The organism is Rhizobium binae, from assembly GCF_017357225.1.
GTDB classification, from domain to species: Bacteria; Pseudomonadota; Alphaproteobacteria; order Rhizobiales; family Rhizobiaceae; genus Rhizobium; species Rhizobium binae.
Genome location: NZ_CP071604.1, coordinates 843152 through 859270, shown reverse-complemented (window position 1 = coordinate 859270; position 16119 = coordinate 843152). Strand labels below are relative to the sequence as shown.

The window sequence follows — 16119 nt, the reverse complement described above, 5'->3', positions numbered from 1 at the left end:
CTTCCGTTCCTATTCCAGCCAGGAAATTGCACCGGAAACTCTAACCAAAAACGGTCCAGTTTGAAGGGTTCAGATCACCCGTGGCTAGGCTCAGATTGACCCGACTGATGGGACCGGAGCGGTGTCGGAGATGGTCGTTTGAAGATAGCGCGCAGATACTGGCGGAGACATTCGAGCCAGGCGGGGTAGTTTCCAAGCTACGCCGCTTTGAGGTTCCGACTGACCTGATATACGTAACGGGTGCAAGCTTTGGGATAGGAGACCGAGCCCGCCTTCGTGCGGGGTAACCTCGTTTGAGGTGGTAAGGCAACAATTGAGGACTGCAAAGTGCAACTATGCGGTATGGGTGTCCCCCGACGCGGATAGTCGCTTGGTTCTACGCCGGAGCGGCAGTTTCCGGACAGATATCTCAGCTAATATGTCTATGAGATTGATTTGCTCGCCGCTGCATGATAGCCGCGGGGTAACAAGGTGTAGACAAGATGAATATATCAACAGGTCGTCCGGTAAACGCGTACCCAATCGAACGGGGCGTTAATGGAATTGGATATCGACCAGACATCGACGGCCTGCGCTCAGTTGCAGTTCTATCGGTCGTCGTGTTCCATGCGTTCCCTACTGCGTTGCCGGGGGGCTTCATCGGCGTCGATATCTTCTTCGTGATCTCAGGATTTCTGATCTCGACGATCCTCCTGGAAAACCTGAACCGCGGCCATCTCAACCTTCTTGATTTCTACAGCAGGCGCGCCCGCCGCATTTTTCCCGCCTTGTCGATCGTGCTTGCAGCGACCGCGGCTTTCGGATGGTTTGCCCTTCTCCCCGAGGAATATAAGGAACTGGGCAAGCACGTCGCCGGCGGAGCCGGCTTCGTGTCGAACCTCGTCCTGTGGCAGGAAAGCGGATATTTCGACAGCGCGGCGGAAGTGAAACCGCTGCTTCACCTGTGGTCGCTCGGGATCGAGGAGCAATTCTACATTGTCTGGCCGGCGATCCTCTGGGTGGTGTTCAGATTTCGTCTTCCCAAGCTCCCGCTCATCCTGCTCATTGCGTCGCTGTCGTTCATAGCCAATATAGTGAGCGTCCACGCCCATCCGGTCGCAACCTTCTACTCGCCCTTCACGCGCATGTGGGAACTCTTGATTGGAGCGGCGCTCGCGCAGGTCTTGATCGACGGGCGCAGCAAGCATCCCTCCTTCCTTGGCGCGGCTGCAAACCGGATAAGTGCATCCAGCTTAACGGCCATAGCAGGCGCGATCCTGATCGCCGTGGCACTCGCGCGCCTTTCCCCAGCGAGCGTTTTCCCGGGATGGCACGCGCTCTTCCCAAGCGTTGGAGCGGCCCTTCTCATCCTCTCTGCCTCTGGCAACTCGATCAATACGAAGCTACTCGCCAATCGCCCGATGGTATGGGTGGGACTGATCAGCTTTCCCTTATATCTTTGGCATTGGCCGCTGCTGGCATTCGCCCGCATCGTTGAGGGCGACACACCAAGCCTTGAACTTCGGACTTTGGCTCTTTTGGCTGCATTCGTGCTGGCAATGGCCACCTATCTGCTCATCGAAACGAATATTCGCCGTAAGTGGAAATCGCGGGCAGTGACGATGACCTTATCCTACATCGTCTGCATTGTCGGCATGGCCGGCTATTCGATTTATCTTTACAATGGCGCCCCCATGCGTGAGAGCGTCGCCATGGATGCCAAGATCCACGAGCAATTGGAAGGCACAACCTGGAAATACACGAGCAACGAGATTTGCAAAGCCAAATATCCAGCGAATTATCGATACTTCTGCACGCAGACGCGTGAGGGCTCGCCCACGATGATCCTTCTCGGGGACAGTTACGCGAACGCCCTGGTGGCCGGCCTCGTCGCCAATCCGGCCACGAAGGATGAGGTAATCTTGTCGTATAGCTCATGCGATCCAAGCGCCTCGGCCGGAGATCCGGAGATCAAGACACAGTGCGAGACGCAGGACGAGATAGTCTCCGCGACGCCAAGCCTCCAATATGCGATCCTGGAGGCCAAGTGGCCTCGATTTGACAGCGGCGGCCGCCTCATCGATCACTTTACGAAAATAGCTGCAAACGACGCCGTGTGGGCGCCGCGCTATCGGGACGGTCTCGACAAGCGAATTTCTTTTCTAGAATCGAGAGGAATCAAGGTGTTCCTTTTTGGCCCTAAGCCTGAGATCGACTATGAACCCAAATACTGCTTTGCGCGGCCATTCAAACAGCCGGTAAAGAACTGCCAATTGACTGAGGCAGAAGTTCAGGACCAGCAGCATGAATTGTCTCTGGTAATGAAGTATGTTCTCGCCAGGCATCCGACCGTGACTTTTTTCGATCCCAACCCCGTGTTCTGTAGAGAGGGGATTTGCAGCCTCAAGACCCAGGACGGATTGCCGATGCTGCGAGACAAGGTGCACTACTCACAATACGGAAGCGCGATCGCTATCGATCTGTTTGTGAAGCAGGCCCAAAGGGAAGGTTATTTCAACGGGGATTGAAGGTTGAAGGCTAGCTAATAACGCGCCTGCAGGTGTCGGCGAAACCACGAATCAGCAGCAAATTATCCTGGAATGCATCAGCAAAGAGAGCAAGTTTCGAAATATCGACCTGATATCGACGGTCTGAGAGCCGTTGCGGTTCTTTCGGTCGTCATCTTTCACGCCGATGCGTCCTGGCTTCCTGGAGGATTCGTCGGGGTTGACATCTTCTTCGTTATTTCGGGTTTTTTGATCTCATCGATCATTCTGGCGAGCGCAAAGCTAGATCGGTTCAGCTATCGCGACTTCTATGCCAGGCGAATTCGTCGGATATTCCCCGCACTGATCGTAGTATTGCTTGCAAGCTGGATCGTTGGTTGGTGGCTCTTAACTGCGGATGAGTTTCTATCGTTCGGCCGGCAAATGGTGGCGGGAATGGCATTTCTAGCCAACTTTCATTTTTGGCTAACGACTGATTATTTCGCGGCCGCCTCCGACATACAGCCTGCCCTTCATCTTTGGTCGCTTGGCGTCGAAGAGCAGTTCTATCTCCTCTGGCCCCCTTTGCTGATCATAGCCTACAGAGGGAAATTAAACCTTTCTTTCGTCACCTATGTACTGATCCTGCTGTCATTCGCTTTGAATGTCTGGGCGACAGAATCTTATCGTACTCAGGCCTTTTATTTGCCATATGGGCGGATGTGGGAACTGTCGCTTGGTTCTCTGTTAGCTGTAGGTAGATTTGGCAGACCTACGCCATTAGGTGCAAACGCGTACTCATGCTTTGGATTTGGACTGATAGTAGCGGGTCTCGCTTGGATTAATGTCACGGACCTATTTCCAGGGTGGCTGGTGCTTCTGCCGACGATGGGTGCCGCACTGATTATCTTTGCCGGCATGGACACCATCATAAACCGTTATATCCTCGGCAACCGCTGCATAGCTTACATAGGTTTAATTAGTTATCCGGTCTATCTGTGGCATTGGCCGCTCTTGGTATTCGCGAGGATTGCCGCACGTGGCGATCTGACGTTTCAGGTGAAGATTTCGATCGTTGCCGCAAGTGTAGGATTGGCTTGGGCGACCTACTCAATGGTTGAGCGACCGTTCCGATTTGGTTGCCTAAGGAAACAGTCTGTGGTCAGCCTGGCAGCGGGTGCGATGGTGATAGCTAGCCTAGGAGCCGCCACGATTCTTACTGGAGGAGTATCCAGTCGATTCCCTGCTGTGGTTCGAGATCTAGCAAACTATCGGTATCCCCAATACGAAGGCGAATATCGAGTAAGCACTTGCTTTCTTCGGCCAGATCAGGGGCCAGGTGACTTTGCGAATGCTTGTGCTAAGGACATCGATTTGTCTCGTGGGATCCTTCTTTGGGGAGATTCTCATGCCGCACATCTCTACCCCGGCTTAAGAAAGATTGCGGAGGCAGATGCTATACCGCTGGCACAATTGAACGCAGCCTCGTGCCCACCTGTGATTGGCTTTAATTCGGCTGGAAGACCCAACTGCCCAGCATTCAGCAGTTTCGGAATTTCCGAGATAGCACGGTCGAAACCCGCGGTGTTGATCATATCGGCAGACTGGCCGAAATATGCTGAAAGCCCCGACTACTCCCGCCTCGAACAAACAGTCGCCAAAGCGCGGGGAAGTGGCGTCAGACGGGTTCTGCTGATTGGGCCAGTCCCCCAATGGCGACCGTCGTTACCAAAGATCCTCTTGGATGCATATCTTTCTGACCCCAGCCACAGAGTGCCGTACCGTCTTGTTTCTGCATTGAATGATGATATTCGCGAGGTAGATAAGGACCTCAGGAAGCGTGCCGAAATGATGAACGTGGAGTATTTCTCTGCTTTTGATGCCCTTTGCAACGGAGAGGGATGTCTGACAAGACTTGGTGATGGCCATGACGATCTCGTAGCGTGGGACTATGGGCACCTGACCTTACGCGGTTCTATATACTTGGTGAATGCGATCAGGGATGGTTCTTCCCTGCATCGCTGGATTGATGCGTTGAAATAGTTGGCCTGGAACTTTGCGCCGAACTGTGGTTCGGTTCGAATTGGCCTTGAGATACTAAGTTGTCAGCAATCTTGATTACCCGGAAACCGATCGTGGTCACTCTGTTACGTTGCCGCTCTTTAACGTTCTCAAGCAGATTGGAGAGCTGCGCGCAACAGTTCCACGTAAGCTTGTCCGGATGGAAAAGGGGAATATTGGCGAATGTGTGGGATCTTTGGAATCGTCGGTGGCGATCTTCCGTCTGATGAGGCATTCTTGGCCTCCCTTCGAACCATAAAGCATCGCGGGCCTGACGATTCTTCCTCATTCAGGATCGATCACGAATTGATATTCGGCCACACTAGGTTGGCCATCATTGATCTTTCTGAAGCAAGCAACCAGCCATTTCTCACCGATCGCATGGTTCTGGCATACAACGGTGAGATCTACAATTATCGGGAGGTCCGAGCCGCTCTGCAAAAGCTCGGGCACAGCTTCAGCACTTCAGGTGACACTGAGGTCGTGGCCCGAGCATTCGAGCAGTGGGGCGATGCCTGTTTCGAAAAACTCCACGGCATGTTCGCCATCGCCATCTACGACAAGAAAAACAAGACACTAAGTCTTGCCCGGGACCGCTTCGGTATTAAGCCGCTCTATGTGCGGGAACAAGGCGAGATCGTCTCTTTCGCTTCGGAAACGAAGCCGCTGCTTCGGCTCGGGCCACGGGGGATTAACCCTCATGTCTTGCAGGAAATAATCTTGTGGGGCTTCCCTCTCTCGCAGAATTCGTTCTTTGCTGGTTTATCGCAGGTTGCCCCGGGGGAGGTCATCTCCTTTAGAGGTGGATCGATCCACCGACGCTACTGGGCAATAGACAGGGCAGAGACAAAAAGATGGTGGAACGAGCTCGGCCTTCGCAAAGTCCTGGACCGATCTGTTTCCGATCACATGGTCGCGGACGTTCCCGTTGCCATCGCTCTTTCCGGAGGGCTCGATTCAAGTATCGTGGCGGCATTGGCAGCGAAAAAAAGAGGAAATCTAGTCGCGTTCACAACAACCTTCTCCGATCGAGACGACGATGAGGTAGAATATTCAAGAATCGTTGCCAAGCATTGCGGTATTGAGCACCGAATCGTTCGCCTTTCCGCCGGCGATCTTGAACAAACCCTCCGGTCCATTCTCTACCATGTGGAAGAGCCCATAGCCAACCCGAACGTTTTCCCGACCTTTGGTCTGTCCGAAGTCATCAGGGATAACGGGTTCAAGGTAATTTTGATGGGCGAAGGAAGCGACGAGATCTTTGCCGGCTATCCTTGGCACAGAGTCGCCCAGGAGGACAATGCGACCACACGCAGCATGTACGAGTACTATCGGCGCCGACGAGCGCAACCGAATGCGATTGCGTACCTGCGCGATCCTGTTGCCAAGGCCTTGGCGGCGAGGGAGGGAGAATTCCTTGCCGCCTTCGAAAAGAGGGCAGTGGGTACAAAGCTCGATACGATGCTGTCCTTTGAGCGAGCTTATCAAATGCAGTTCGCACAATTGCTGCGCGTCGACAAGATGATGATGGCGCACAGTGTCGAGGCGCGAGTGCCGTATCTTTACTCTTCGGTCTTGCAGGCGGCCAGCCGACTTCCGGATAAAAGGAAAATTGACATATCGCTAAAGAGTCGAGAAAGGTCAGACAAAATCGCCCTTGCGGATCTTGCCAGAAAACTCCTTCCGGCACAGGTGGCAGATCGGCCGAAATTTGGTAAGGGAGGCACGGTCAATCTTTGGGAGACACCGCTAATGGCAAATCTCGATGCGGTCGCCGATAAGATGCTCACTTCTGATGAGTACCGCATCTCCCGGGAGTATCTCTCTGAGTGGATCAACTGGAATGCAGCAAAAGGAACGCCAGCCAAGCATCTGTTTACGCTGATCTCGCTGATCACGGCGACCGATATTCATGTGGTTGCTGGTAATCGAGTATAAACGGGAAGCTTTTATAACACCCGACGCCCACATTCATCCCTTGACCGGCAGACGCCGGATCAGACCTACTGACACCGATGATGGTAGCAGCATAATCGAGGCGGAAATCCACTTCGCAAAACGCCCCGATTTGTTCAGACAAACCGAGCCACCTCTCTAGTCGTCTACAGGAAGATTGGGTCTCTGACTCATTTTTGATGTAGTTGTAACGATGCTGCGTTGCTGGTTTCCACAAAGGAATCAGCATGATGAGCACGAAGATCTGCGCTTCTGATTTGGTCCCGGCTGGCTTCATTGCTGAACGCATCACGCGCGTCGGCCAAGTCTGATCCAATCTCCACGTCAAAACCTGCGCCTGCGGCCCGTCGGAGACCACCCTCGGCAGCGAAAAACGATTGACAGGCTCAGGCTGTGTTTCGGCGTGGAATATTGGCTCTGACGCAGTTTTGGTGGTGATGGATTTTAATCCGTGCCGATGACGCGGGCCTGGAGGAGGTCAATCTTTCCGCGGCCATACATCTGGCGTTTCACCAATTTGAGCTTGGTGATCTGCCCTTCGGTCTGGCCATTCGACCATGGCGACGTGATCGCGGCGCTGACGGCTGCACGGTCCTTGACGACGCCGCTAGCGAAGGACGCGACCAAGCCTGTTCGAGCTTTCTCCAACCATGGATCGAGATCAGTGATGGATTTCTTGCGGATCATCGTCTGGAAGGCGGCGATCGCTTCCCGCGCCTCAACGAGCAGCGGCACGCCGCCTTCAATCGCCGCAACCGTCACGGTCTCAGATTTGGAGAGATCGTCGCGACCGATGGTCATAAGACGCGCGATGGTCTTGGCCGAGGGCGCTCGGTTCAAGGTGCCGTCATCGACCTTTTCCGCTTTTCGGCGGCGTGTGGCCCATTCGGTGACAACGCGAAGGCAGCCGCGGAACCCTTGGCTCTTGAGTTTCCGCCACAGCTCTGTCCCATTCCGATGGCCGGCCGCCCATTGAGCGTCAAGCCACGGCAGATGGAGTTCGAGCGAGCTCTCGCGGACGCGGAAAATATCCGACCGTTGACCACGCAACACGCATCGGACCAAGCCGCGACTGTACCCGGTCTGGCGCACGATCTCCTTGATTGCGGCCCCCGACTTGGCCAGATCGAGAATGGCGGCGTTGGTGTCTTCGCGGCGAAGATATCCCTCGTATTGGATGCGCTCGGCAGCAGTCAGCAATTCGGGATTGATCGTGGCGGCTCCGATCGCGGTTCGGATCGGGCGCATGGATTTTCGCACCGCATCGAGGAATGCCCGGCTGGCATTCTCCATCAAGTGCCAACGGTCAGCGACCTGGGTCGCCTGTGGCAATGCCTTGGCTGCAGCCGTCGCGTAACCACCGCCGCGGTCGCGGGCGATGATGCTGATCTGAGGTTGGTCCGAGAGCCAGGCCTGGGCCGTCGACGGCTCCCGATCTGGCAAGAGAGCAATGGTTTTGCGCCGTTCCAGATCGCAGATGATGGTCCCATAGCGTTGGTTACGTCGCCAAGCCCAATCATCTATCCCGATGACGGTCGGCGGGACAAAGCGCGGGCTTCCACGTCGCCGCACAACGCGTAGCAGCGTATCGTTGCTTATGGGCAGCATGAGCCTTTTGGCAAAGGTGGCCGCTGGCCTGCCACCCAGAGCAAGTCCGAGATGATGGACGATGTGGTCGAGCCTGGCAGTTCGCCGCGACGAAGGCGCGAGAACGTCCCCGTCAAAGCGCTCGGTGAAGATTCGCCGGCCGCACAACACTGCGTCGCAGTGGAATCGTCGCGCATCAATGACAAGCCGAACAGGCTTTCCTACCAACGGCAGGTCAGCCAAGCGTCGTTGATATCGACTGTGGATTCGTTCCGACCTTGTTCCGCAGACCGGGCAAAGGCTTGCTGTGCTCGCCGGACGAATTGCGATCAACATGACCCCGTCATCAATGGCTGTATTGTAGACCACAAAGCCGCGAGGAACGAGCGTCGACGACCGGAGCGAATGACCCATGGTGCTGATTCCTTAGGTGAAACCAACATCAGCCAGCACTTGATTTCATCAAAAGTGAGTCAGAGCCAGTTTTGTGCGCCGGTTGACACCGCGGCTCAACGACCTCATAGCGACCAACAAATCCATTATCCATCATTCAACTTCCAGATAAACCTGGAAGCCTTCTCGCATGAGCAACCATGCTCAAAAAGCAGCGGACCCAATGGGACGGAGACAGCGCTTACTGTTCGTCGCGCTCACGGAGGATCGTTGTCCGTCACGAGCATCACGACGCCAGCCAAATAGCTGCGAGGGATGTATGCCGATGCGATGCGCAATGGCCGAGACGCTTGCGCGGGGCTCCATTGCCTCAGCCACAGCCCGCGCTTTAAAATCATCTGACCAGCGGCGCCGAAATTGCCGGGGGGCGCCCTCAAGTCGTTCCGGAACAGCCTCGATCATATGGAAGTTTCTAGTTCCAGAGCTAGGCGCAGACATAGAAGCTCACAGTTTGTGAATCGTCTGTCCCAAATACAGCGACCAACGCTACCGAGGCCAGATGGGGTCAGCTTGTCGCTTACGCAATAAGGCGGTCTTTCGAACTTTGATCGAAACGGCGTCTCCCATTCCGACCGACCAGCCGCACGGCAAGTTTTTGACCTTCTTCCATCACTTGGTGTCCACCTATTTTGGTGGACACCTCATGCCAAAGCTCACTCAATTGCAGAAGGTGCGGGGAAAATCGCGCTTAGGCCAATGCGAGCACCGGGCTCATCGTAAGCGGTGTCTCAGTCACATGTTGACATGATAATTTACGCGTTTCGATGATTGTCATCTCAACGAAAGGTCATTTCCGCCCAACGGCGGATGCAGGCCGCTCAAATAGCTTTCAGACTTCACCTAGCTCGGGCTCGTTGCGGGCAAAGCATCGAACCAATGTGAAATTGGGGTCGGTCTTAGTAAGAACGTCTAGGCAGGCACCACCCGTAATAAATCGATAGTGTACCGCCTCGCGACTTTGATCGCGGTAGAATTCGGATTGCGAGAGAAGGAAGCGACTATTTTCCACGCGATAAGCGAAATGGTAGGGCTTAACGCCGATGCGGTCGATGCCATACTCTTCGGTGGAAAGTAAGAGCTCGTCCAGCACACGCACGACGTCTGCATCGCTAAAGCGAATTTTTAGCAAATCGTCGCCAATTGGCAGAGAAAAATATGCGGATAGAGGCTTTCCGTCGTCTCCAAAATAACTGTGGCGAAGATCATAAAGCTCCATTCCGGTGCATGTGAAGTTCTGCAAGACGTCAAATGGTATGTAGCGCGTCGTCATTGTGCTCTCCAGCTTGCGACGCGACTATATTTGTCTCCATCTGGTTTTCCAATTGGGCGCATATCGAGCTGAAGGATAGTTCCACGGCAGGAGTTCATCGATCCGGCTCTGCTTATGACCGTTGACGATGGCAGTGAATGTGGCGGACAGGTAAGCAAACGGATCAACCGAATTTAGCTTACAGGTCTCGATCAGCGAAGCGATTGTCGCCCAGTTCTCCGCTCCCGCGTCATGCCCGGCGAAGAGCGCGTTCTTACGATTGAGGGCAATCGGCCTGATGCTTCGTTCGACGGAATTGTTGTCGATCTCAACGCGACCGTCGGTCAGGAAGACACAGAGCCCATCCCAATATTTGGCTATATAGGCGAGTGCTTCCCCAAGCGGCGACTTGCCAGCGACACGGGCACGATTATGCGTGAGCCAGGTCCGCATGTCAGCGACCAACGGCGCTGACCGTGCCTGCCTGCCAGCGAGGCGAGCTTCGGCGTCGAGACCCCGCAGCTCTGCTTCGATGCGATAGAGTTCGCCGATCCGCTTCACGCCATCCTCAGCAATCGGTGTCGAGACGGTGCGAGTGATCTCGACCAGCTTACGCCGCGCATGCGCCCAGCAATAGGCCAGCCAGATGTCGGGACCAACACGATCCGGCGCAATCAGCCGATTATATCCGGCGTAGCCGTCGACCTGAAGCACGCCCGTAAACCCTTGCAATATCCGTTCGGCATGCTGGCCGCCACGCCCTGGAGCGTAGGTAAAGACTACGCCGGGTGGAGCACCTCCGCCCCACGGTCGGTCATCACGGGCCAACGCCCAGAAGTATCCAGTTTTGGTTTTGCGGGAGCCAGGATCGAGGACTGGCGCACGGGTCTCGTCCATGAACAGCTTGGTGGACCGCTTCAAATCGGCAATCAGAGCGTCGAAGACCGGATGAAGTTCGATTGCTGCCCGGCCGACCCAATCGGCGAGCGTGGAGCGGTCGAGATCGATACCCTGGCGGCTCATGATCTGGGCCTGCCGGTAGAGCGGCAGATGATCGGCGTATTTGGACACCAGCACATGCGCGATGGTCGCCTCTGTCGGCAACCCGGCCTGGATCAATCGGGCAGGTGCTGGAGCCTGGGCAACGCCGTCGGTGCAAACGCGGCAGGCATATTTGGGACGACGGGTGACGATGACGCGAAATCGTGCCGGGATGACATCGAGCCGCTCGGAGACGTCCTCGCCGATGGAATGCAGGCCGCCGCCACAGGCACAGATCAGGCTTTCCGGTTCGATAATTTCCTCGACACGAGGAAGATGAGCGGGAAGAGAGCCGCGATTGGAGGCACGAGAGTTGAGGCGCGGCTTCTCAGAGGGGCTATCGGCTTCATCTTCGGCATGGATGGCAGCAATGGCCGTTTCCAGGTCCTCCAATGCGAGATCGAATTGTTCAGGATCGGCCTTCTCGGATTTGCGACCGAAGGCTGCTTGCTTGAAAGCTGCGACCAGCTTCTCCAGTCGCTCGATCCGGTCATCCTTTCGAACTTCACGCGCTTGCGCCGCGACCAGCATGGCTGTTGATTTGCGCTGAGAGTTGACCCGGGACTGCGGGAAAATATCACTGAGAATTGACCCATGTTTCAATCATCCCCTGTGGTTTCAGCGGGGGCTCTGGAGTGATCGACATGGCGTTACTGAGCGTAATCCGGCGCTGGCATTTTCGGGATCAGCTATCGATCCGGGAGATATGCCGCAGGACGGGCTTATCCCGGAATACCATCCGCAAATATCTGCGTGCCGGCGGCGTTGAACCCAAGTTCAATGTCCCGGAGCGGCCGAGCAAGCTTGATCCATTCGCGGATCGGCTATCAGCGTGGCTGAAGACTGAATCGAAAAAGAGCCGCAAGCAGAAGCGGACAATGAAGCAATTGCATTCTGATCTGGTGAGCCTCGGCTATAATGGTTCCTACTGCCGCGTTGCAGCCTTTGCTCGAGAATGGAAATCGGACCGACAGAGAGAACTCCAGACGACAGGACGTGGCACGTTTGTCCCCCTGGCATTTGAACCGGGTGAGGCGTTCCAGTTCGACTGGTCTGAGGATTGGGCCATCATTGGCAATGAACGCACCAAGCTGCAGGTGGCACATACAAAGCTGAGCTACAGCCGTGCCTTTATTGTCCGGGCCTATCTGCTGCAAACCCACGAGATGCTGTTCGATGCGCACAATCATGCGTTCCGCGTCTTCGGTGGAATTCCTGGCCGTGGCATCTACGACAACATGCGCACAGCGATCGACAAGGTTGGCCGTGGAAAAGAGCGTGACGTCAATGTCCGCTTCATGGCGATGGCCAGCCACTACCTGTTCGAGCCCGAGTTTTGCAATCCGGCTTCAGGTTGGGAGAAGGGGCAAGTCGAGAAGAACGTTCAGGATGCGCGTCATCGCTTCTTTCAACCGATCCCGCGCTTTCCATCATTGGAAGCCTTGAATGATTGGCTTGAGCTTCGGTGCAAGGAGTTCTGGGCAAAGACACCACATGGTCAGGTACGCGGCACCATTGCCGACATCTGGGCTGAGGAGGCTCTGGCTCTCATGCCTGTTTCCAGGCCGTTCGATGGCTTTGTCGAATACACAAAGCGTGTCACGCCGACCTGCCTCGTGCATCTTGAGCGCAACCGCTACAGCGTCCCGGCCTCTTTCGCTAATCGGCCGGTAAGCCTTCGGGTCTATCCGGATCGTGTCGTTATAGCAGCGGAAGGTCAGATCGTCTGCGAGCATCACCGCGTCATCGATCGTTCCCATGACCGCCCGGGACAGACCATCTACGACTGGCGGCACTATCTGGCTGTCGTACAGCGCAAACCCGGCGCTCTTCGCAATGGTGCTCCGTTCGCCGAGCTACCGGACGCATTCAAGAACCTGCAGCAATACCTGCTCAAGAAGCCGGGTGGAGACAGGGAGATGGTCGATATTCTGGCGCTTGTTCTTCAGCACGATGAGCAAGCAGTCCTGTCGGCCGTCGACATGGCGCTGAAGTCCGGGGTTCCGACCAAGACTCACGTGTTGAATCTGCTGCATCGCCTTGTCGATGGCAAATCCTTCACGCCGCCGACGCTCGACGCACCCCAGGCACTGGTGCTCACCAATGAGCCTAAGGCCAATGTCGAACGCTACGACACCTTGAGAAAGACGGAGGTTCGTCATGCGTCATAACCCAGCAAGCGGTGCCATTGTCATCATGCTACGGCAATTGAAGATGCACGGCATGGCTCAAGCCGTCGGAGAGCTGACAGAACAGGGAGCGCCGGCGTTTGAAGCTGCCATTCCGATCCTGTCACAGCTTCTGAAAGCGGAAACGGCTGAACGAGAGGTGCGATCGACGGCCTACCAGCTCAAGATCGCACGCTTTCCTGCATACCGCGATCTGAACGGCTTCGACTTCGCCAGCAGCGAGATCAACGAGGCGCTAGTGCAACAGCTCCACCGCTGCGAATTCCTCGATGACGCCAACAACATTGTCCTGGTTGGCGGCCCCGGCACGGGCAAGACGCACATTGCCACGGCGATCGGTGTCCAGGCCATCGAGCATCACCACAAGCGGGTTCGGTTCTTCTCGACCGTCGAACTGGTCAACGCACTGGAACAGGAAAAGGCACAAGGTCGCTCCGGGCAGATCGCCAATCGCCTCGTTCACTCCGATCTCGTGATCCTCGACGAGCTGGGATACCTGCCGTTCAGCGCTTCAGGTGGCGCGCTGCTCTTCCATCTGCTGAGCAAGCTTTATGAGCGCACCAGCGTTATCATCACGACCAATCTCAGCTTCAGCGAATGGGCCAGCGTGTTCGGCGATGCAAAGATGACAACCGCGCTGCTCGACCGGCTCACCCATCATTGCCATATCCTGGAAACTGGCAATGACAGCTTCCGCTTCAAAAACAGTTCCGCACATGAACCCAAAACGGCAAAGGAGAAACGCAAGAGCTTGACCACCAAGACCGACACGAACGATACCTAAAAGGCGGGTCACTTCTCAGTGCAAATCCCGGGTCAACTCTCAGCGCAAATCAACACAGCATGGCCTTCAGCGCAGCAATGTCGTCTGGAAGATCGGCGGCATCCAACATGTTCGAAGTCTATCAAACCCCGTCACGCTTCGCCGGAAGAATCCACCGTCCGAGTCATCATGCCGCATCTATTCGATGGCATCCGGTGGTCTCGCCTCTACGGAACGAGCCCGACGCCAGTCGAGGCCTGCGAACAACGCTTCGAACTGCGCGTGGCCCAGCGTCATCAGGCCGTCCTTGATGCCCGGCCAGGTGAACGTGTGTTCTTCCAACCGCTTGTAGGCCATCACCAAACCGCTGCCATCCCAATAGATCAGCTTCAGTCGATCTGGTTTCCGGGACCGAAATACGAAGACCGTCCCGGTAAAAGGGTCCTTACGCAGCTCGTTCTTGACCAGCGCCGCCAGGCCATCATGGCCCTTGCGGAAGTCGACCGGTTTGGTGGCCACCATGATCCGGACGCGGTTCGATGGAAAGATCATGCCGGAGCCGCGCAGGCACGCGCTACAGCGGCGATGCGGGCGGCAGATGCGCCTTCTTCGAGGCGGATGGTGACCGAACCGATGGTGATCTCGGGGCGACCGACTTCCTTCGACGGCGAGCTCGAAACAGGGGGGTCAACGATCAGCGCTGCGAACTCGACCGCATCCTCGGGTGCAGGCAGAACCAGCTTGCCCTGCCGCGCCATCGTTCGCCAGGTGGAGAGGTGGTTCGGCTTCAAACCATGTCGCTTGGCAACCTCATTCACCATCACTCCGGGTCGAAGACTCTCGGAAACGATCTGCGCTTTTACCTCGTCCGGCCAGTGCCGATGAACCTCACGTCCAGACTTCCTGGTTGTGAGAAGCTCCAATGTACTCTCCATGGAGAAACTCCCGTTGCTCGTCCATGGATAGGCGATCACAGATCAGGGCAGACAGGACAACGTGGGGGCGGAACAGCGGTTACGGCTCATCAGCTTCCGCAAGTATCCTCAGCTTCGCCTCGTCCGACCAACGCCGTCTGCGCTCGATACCGGATATGATCTCCATGCGAGCCATGAAACCTCTTTGTTCTGGTATTAATGTCAGCAATATTGCTGGTTCTAATGCCAGAACATCGCCTGATTTGCCCGATCAGCAAAAACAGCTCACCGGACGCTCACGATTGACATCGCGGCCACGATCTTTTCGAAGAACTGCACGTCAGGCGACGCCGATCCGCAGCAGGTCGTGGAAATGCACCAGTCCGAGCGGCCGTCTGTCGTCGTCGATGACGATCAGCGCGCCGATGCTGTGCTGATTGAGCAGCGCGAGGGCAGCAGTCGCCAGCATCGTCGGCTTCACCGTCTTCGGCGTCCTCGTCATGATGTCGTCGACGGCAAGCTCGGCGAGATTGCGGGTCAGGTTGCGCGCCATATCGCCCTCGGTGACGATGCCGCAGAGCCGTCCGTCCTCGTCGAGCACGCCGACGCAACCGAAATGCTTGCGCGACAGCACGGTGATCGCCTCCGGCATTGGCGTGCCCTTGGCGACGAGCGGCAACCGCTCACCGGTATGCATGATGTCGACGACATGCGTCAGGCTGGCGCCGAGCTTGCCGCCGGGATGGAAGACATGGAAATCGGTGGCGGTAAAGCCGCGCGCCTCCAGGAGCGCCACCGCCAAGGCATCGCCAAGCGCAAGCTGCATCAGGGTCGAGGTCGTCGGCGCCAGCCCGTTGGGGCAGGCTTCCTGCTCGTTCGGCACCAGAAGCACGATATCGGCTGCGGTGGCAAGCGACGAGCTTTTGCCACAGGTGAGCGCGATCAGCGGTATGGAAAAGCGCCGCGTGTAGGAAATGATGCTCTTGAGCTCGGCGCTCTCGCCGCCCTTGGAAATCGCCAGCACGACATCGTCGCGCGCGATCATGCCGAGATCACCGTGATTGGCTTCGGCCGCATGCACGAAGAAGGCGGGCGTCCCGGTCGACGCGAAAGTCGCCGCCAGCTTGGCGCCGATATGGCCGCTCTTGCCGACGCCGGTGACGATCACCCGGCCGGAGATGTCGCCGATGATCTCGACGGCGCGGGTGAAGGGGCCGGCCAGTCCGTTGTCAAAGGCCCGTTCGAGCGCTTCAAGACCGCGTTTCTCGGTCTCTATCGTGCGCTTTGCCGACTCGAGCACGCTGTTTTCGACCAGTTTTATCGCTCTTCTGTTCATGGAGATGCGTTAGACCTCTTACTTTCCAAGTCCACTTCACGCCGTTTCGTCGACATGTGTTTGGATACACGGGCATCAGCGACCGCCTAGCCTAATAAAAACGAG

Annotated in this window: 12 protein-coding genes; 5 read left to right on the top strand and 7 right to left on the bottom strand. The window is 56.3% G+C overall.

Annotation, left to right across the window (positions count from 1 at the left end; genetic code table 11):
* Window positions 1-482 precede the first annotated feature (482 nt).
* The 3 genes from J2J99_RS04115 to asnB all read left to right on the top strand — a co-directional run bounded on the left by J2J99_RS04115 (window position 483) and on the right by asnB (window position 6464).
* Complete coding sequence (locus J2J99_RS04115; protein ID WP_168297710.1) at window positions 483-2507, top strand: acyltransferase family protein; 2025 nt, start codon at window positions 483-485, stop codon at window positions 2505-2507.
* Between the two features lie 72 nt (window positions 2508-2579).
* Window positions 2580-4508 (top strand): acyltransferase family protein, encoded by a 1929-nt coding sequence (locus J2J99_RS04110; RefSeq protein WP_168297711.1) that lies wholly within the window; start codon window positions 2580-2582, stop codon window positions 4506-4508.
* A gap of 201 nt (window positions 4509-4709) precedes the next feature.
* A complete protein-coding gene (asnB, locus tag J2J99_RS04105; RefSeq protein WP_168297712.1) occupies window positions 4710-6464 on the top strand; it encodes an asparagine synthase (glutamine-hydrolyzing) in 1755 nt (584 codons plus the stop codon).
* Window positions 6465-6926: 462 nt separating this feature from the next.
* On the opposite strand, the gene J2J99_RS04100 is transcribed toward asnB, so the two are convergent.
* The 4 genes from J2J99_RS04100 to tnpC all read right to left on the bottom strand — a co-directional run bounded on the left by J2J99_RS04100 (window position 6927) and on the right by tnpC (window position 11343).
* Window positions 6927-8483 carry an ISL3 family transposase gene (locus J2J99_RS04100; RefSeq protein ID WP_168297713.1) on the bottom strand — a complete coding sequence of 519 codons (1557 nt, stop codon included), beginning with the start codon at window positions 8481-8483 and terminating at the stop codon, window positions 6927-6929.
* A gap of 183 nt (window positions 8484-8666) precedes the next feature.
* Window positions 8667-8828, bottom strand: a complete 162-nt coding sequence (locus J2J99_RS33860; RefSeq protein ID WP_246735382.1) for a transposase — start codon at window positions 8826-8828, stop codon at window positions 8667-8669.
* A 523-nt stretch (window positions 8829-9351) separates the two neighbouring features.
* Window positions 9352-9792 carry a hypothetical protein gene (locus J2J99_RS04090; protein WP_168297715.1) on the bottom strand — a complete coding sequence of 147 codons (441 nt, stop codon included), beginning with the start codon at window positions 9790-9792 and terminating at the stop codon, window positions 9352-9354.
* A 24-nt stretch (window positions 9793-9816) separates the two neighbouring features.
* Entirely contained in the window at window positions 9817-11343 is a 1527-nt protein-coding gene (gene tnpC, locus J2J99_RS04085) for an IS66 family transposase (protein WP_168297716.1), read from the bottom strand.
* Window positions 11344-11456: 113 nt separating this feature from the next.
* Between tnpC and istA the strand changes: the two genes are divergently transcribed.
* Window positions 11457-12983: an IS21 family transposase gene (istA, locus tag J2J99_RS04080; protein WP_168302455.1), complete on the top strand. Its 1527-nt coding sequence runs from the start codon at window positions 11457-11459 to the stop codon at window positions 12981-12983.
* Window positions 12973-13785: an IS21-like element helper ATPase IstB gene (gene istB, locus J2J99_RS04075; RefSeq protein WP_168302456.1), complete on the top strand. Its 813-nt coding sequence runs from the start codon at window positions 12973-12975 to the stop codon at window positions 13783-13785. The genes istA and istB overlap by 11 nt, the downstream gene beginning before the upstream one ends.
* Window positions 13786-13962: 177 nt before the next feature.
* Here the strand turns inward: istB and tnpB are convergent, their stop codons facing one another.
* From tnpB to J2J99_RS04060, 3 genes are all read right to left on the bottom strand, one after another.
* Entirely contained in the window at window positions 13963-14316 is a 354-nt protein-coding gene (tnpB, locus tag J2J99_RS04070) for an IS66 family insertion sequence element accessory protein TnpB (RefSeq protein ID WP_168301439.1), read from the bottom strand.
* A complete protein-coding gene (gene tnpA, locus J2J99_RS04065; RefSeq protein ID WP_168301440.1) occupies window positions 14313-14699 on the bottom strand; it encodes an IS66-like element accessory protein TnpA in 387 nt (128 codons plus the stop codon). The genes tnpB and tnpA overlap by 4 nt, the downstream gene beginning before the upstream one ends.
* A 319-nt stretch (window positions 14700-15018) precedes the next feature.
* The gene (locus J2J99_RS04060; RefSeq protein WP_168301441.1) at window positions 15019-16014 is read right to left on the bottom strand and encodes a KpsF/GutQ family sugar-phosphate isomerase; all 996 of its coding nucleotides are present in this window, start codon (window positions 16012-16014) and stop codon (window positions 15019-15021) included.
* Window positions 16015-16119 lie beyond the last annotated feature (105 nt).

Excerpts from the sequence above, each read along its gene's own strand:
- J2J99_RS04100 (WP_168297713.1), bottom strand. The coding sequence starts at position 8,483 with ATGGGTCATTCGCTCCGGTCGTCGACGCTCGTTCCTCGCGGCTTTGTG.
- tnpA (WP_168301440.1), bottom strand. The coding sequence starts at position 14,699 with ATGGAGAGTACATTGGAGCTTCTCACAACCAGGAAGTCTGGACGTGAG.
- istB (WP_168302456.1), top strand. The coding sequence starts at position 12,973 with ATGCGTCATAACCCAGCAAGCGGTGCCATTGTCATCATGCTACGGCAA.
- tnpB (WP_168301439.1), bottom strand. The coding sequence starts at position 14,316 with ATGATCTTTCCATCGAACCGCGTCCGGATCATGGTGGCCACCAAACCG.
- J2J99_RS04090 (WP_168297715.1), bottom strand. The coding sequence starts at position 9,792 with ATGACGACGCGCTACATACCATTTGACGTCTTGCAGAACTTCACATGC.
- J2J99_RS33860 (WP_246735382.1), bottom strand. The coding sequence starts at position 8,828 with ATGGAGCCCCGCGCAAGCGTCTCGGCCATTGCGCATCGCATCGGCATA.
- asnB (WP_168297712.1), top strand. The coding sequence starts at position 4,710 with ATGTGTGGGATCTTTGGAATCGTCGGTGGCGATCTTCCGTCTGATGAG.
- J2J99_RS04110 (WP_168297711.1), top strand. The coding sequence starts at position 2,580 with ATGCATCAGCAAAGAGAGCAAGTTTCGAAATATCGACCTGATATCGAC.
- istA (WP_168302455.1), top strand. The coding sequence starts at position 11,457 with ATGGCGTTACTGAGCGTAATCCGGCGCTGGCATTTTCGGGATCAGCTA.
- tnpC (WP_168297716.1), bottom strand. The coding sequence starts at position 11,343 with ATGCTGGTCGCGGCGCAAGCGCGTGAAGTTCGAAAGGATGACCGGATC.
- J2J99_RS04115 (WP_168297710.1), top strand. The coding sequence starts at position 483 with ATGAATATATCAACAGGTCGTCCGGTAAACGCGTACCCAATCGAACGG.
- J2J99_RS04060 (WP_168301441.1), bottom strand. The coding sequence starts at position 16,014 with ATGAACAGAAGAGCGATAAAACTGGTCGAAAACAGCGTGCTCGAGTCG.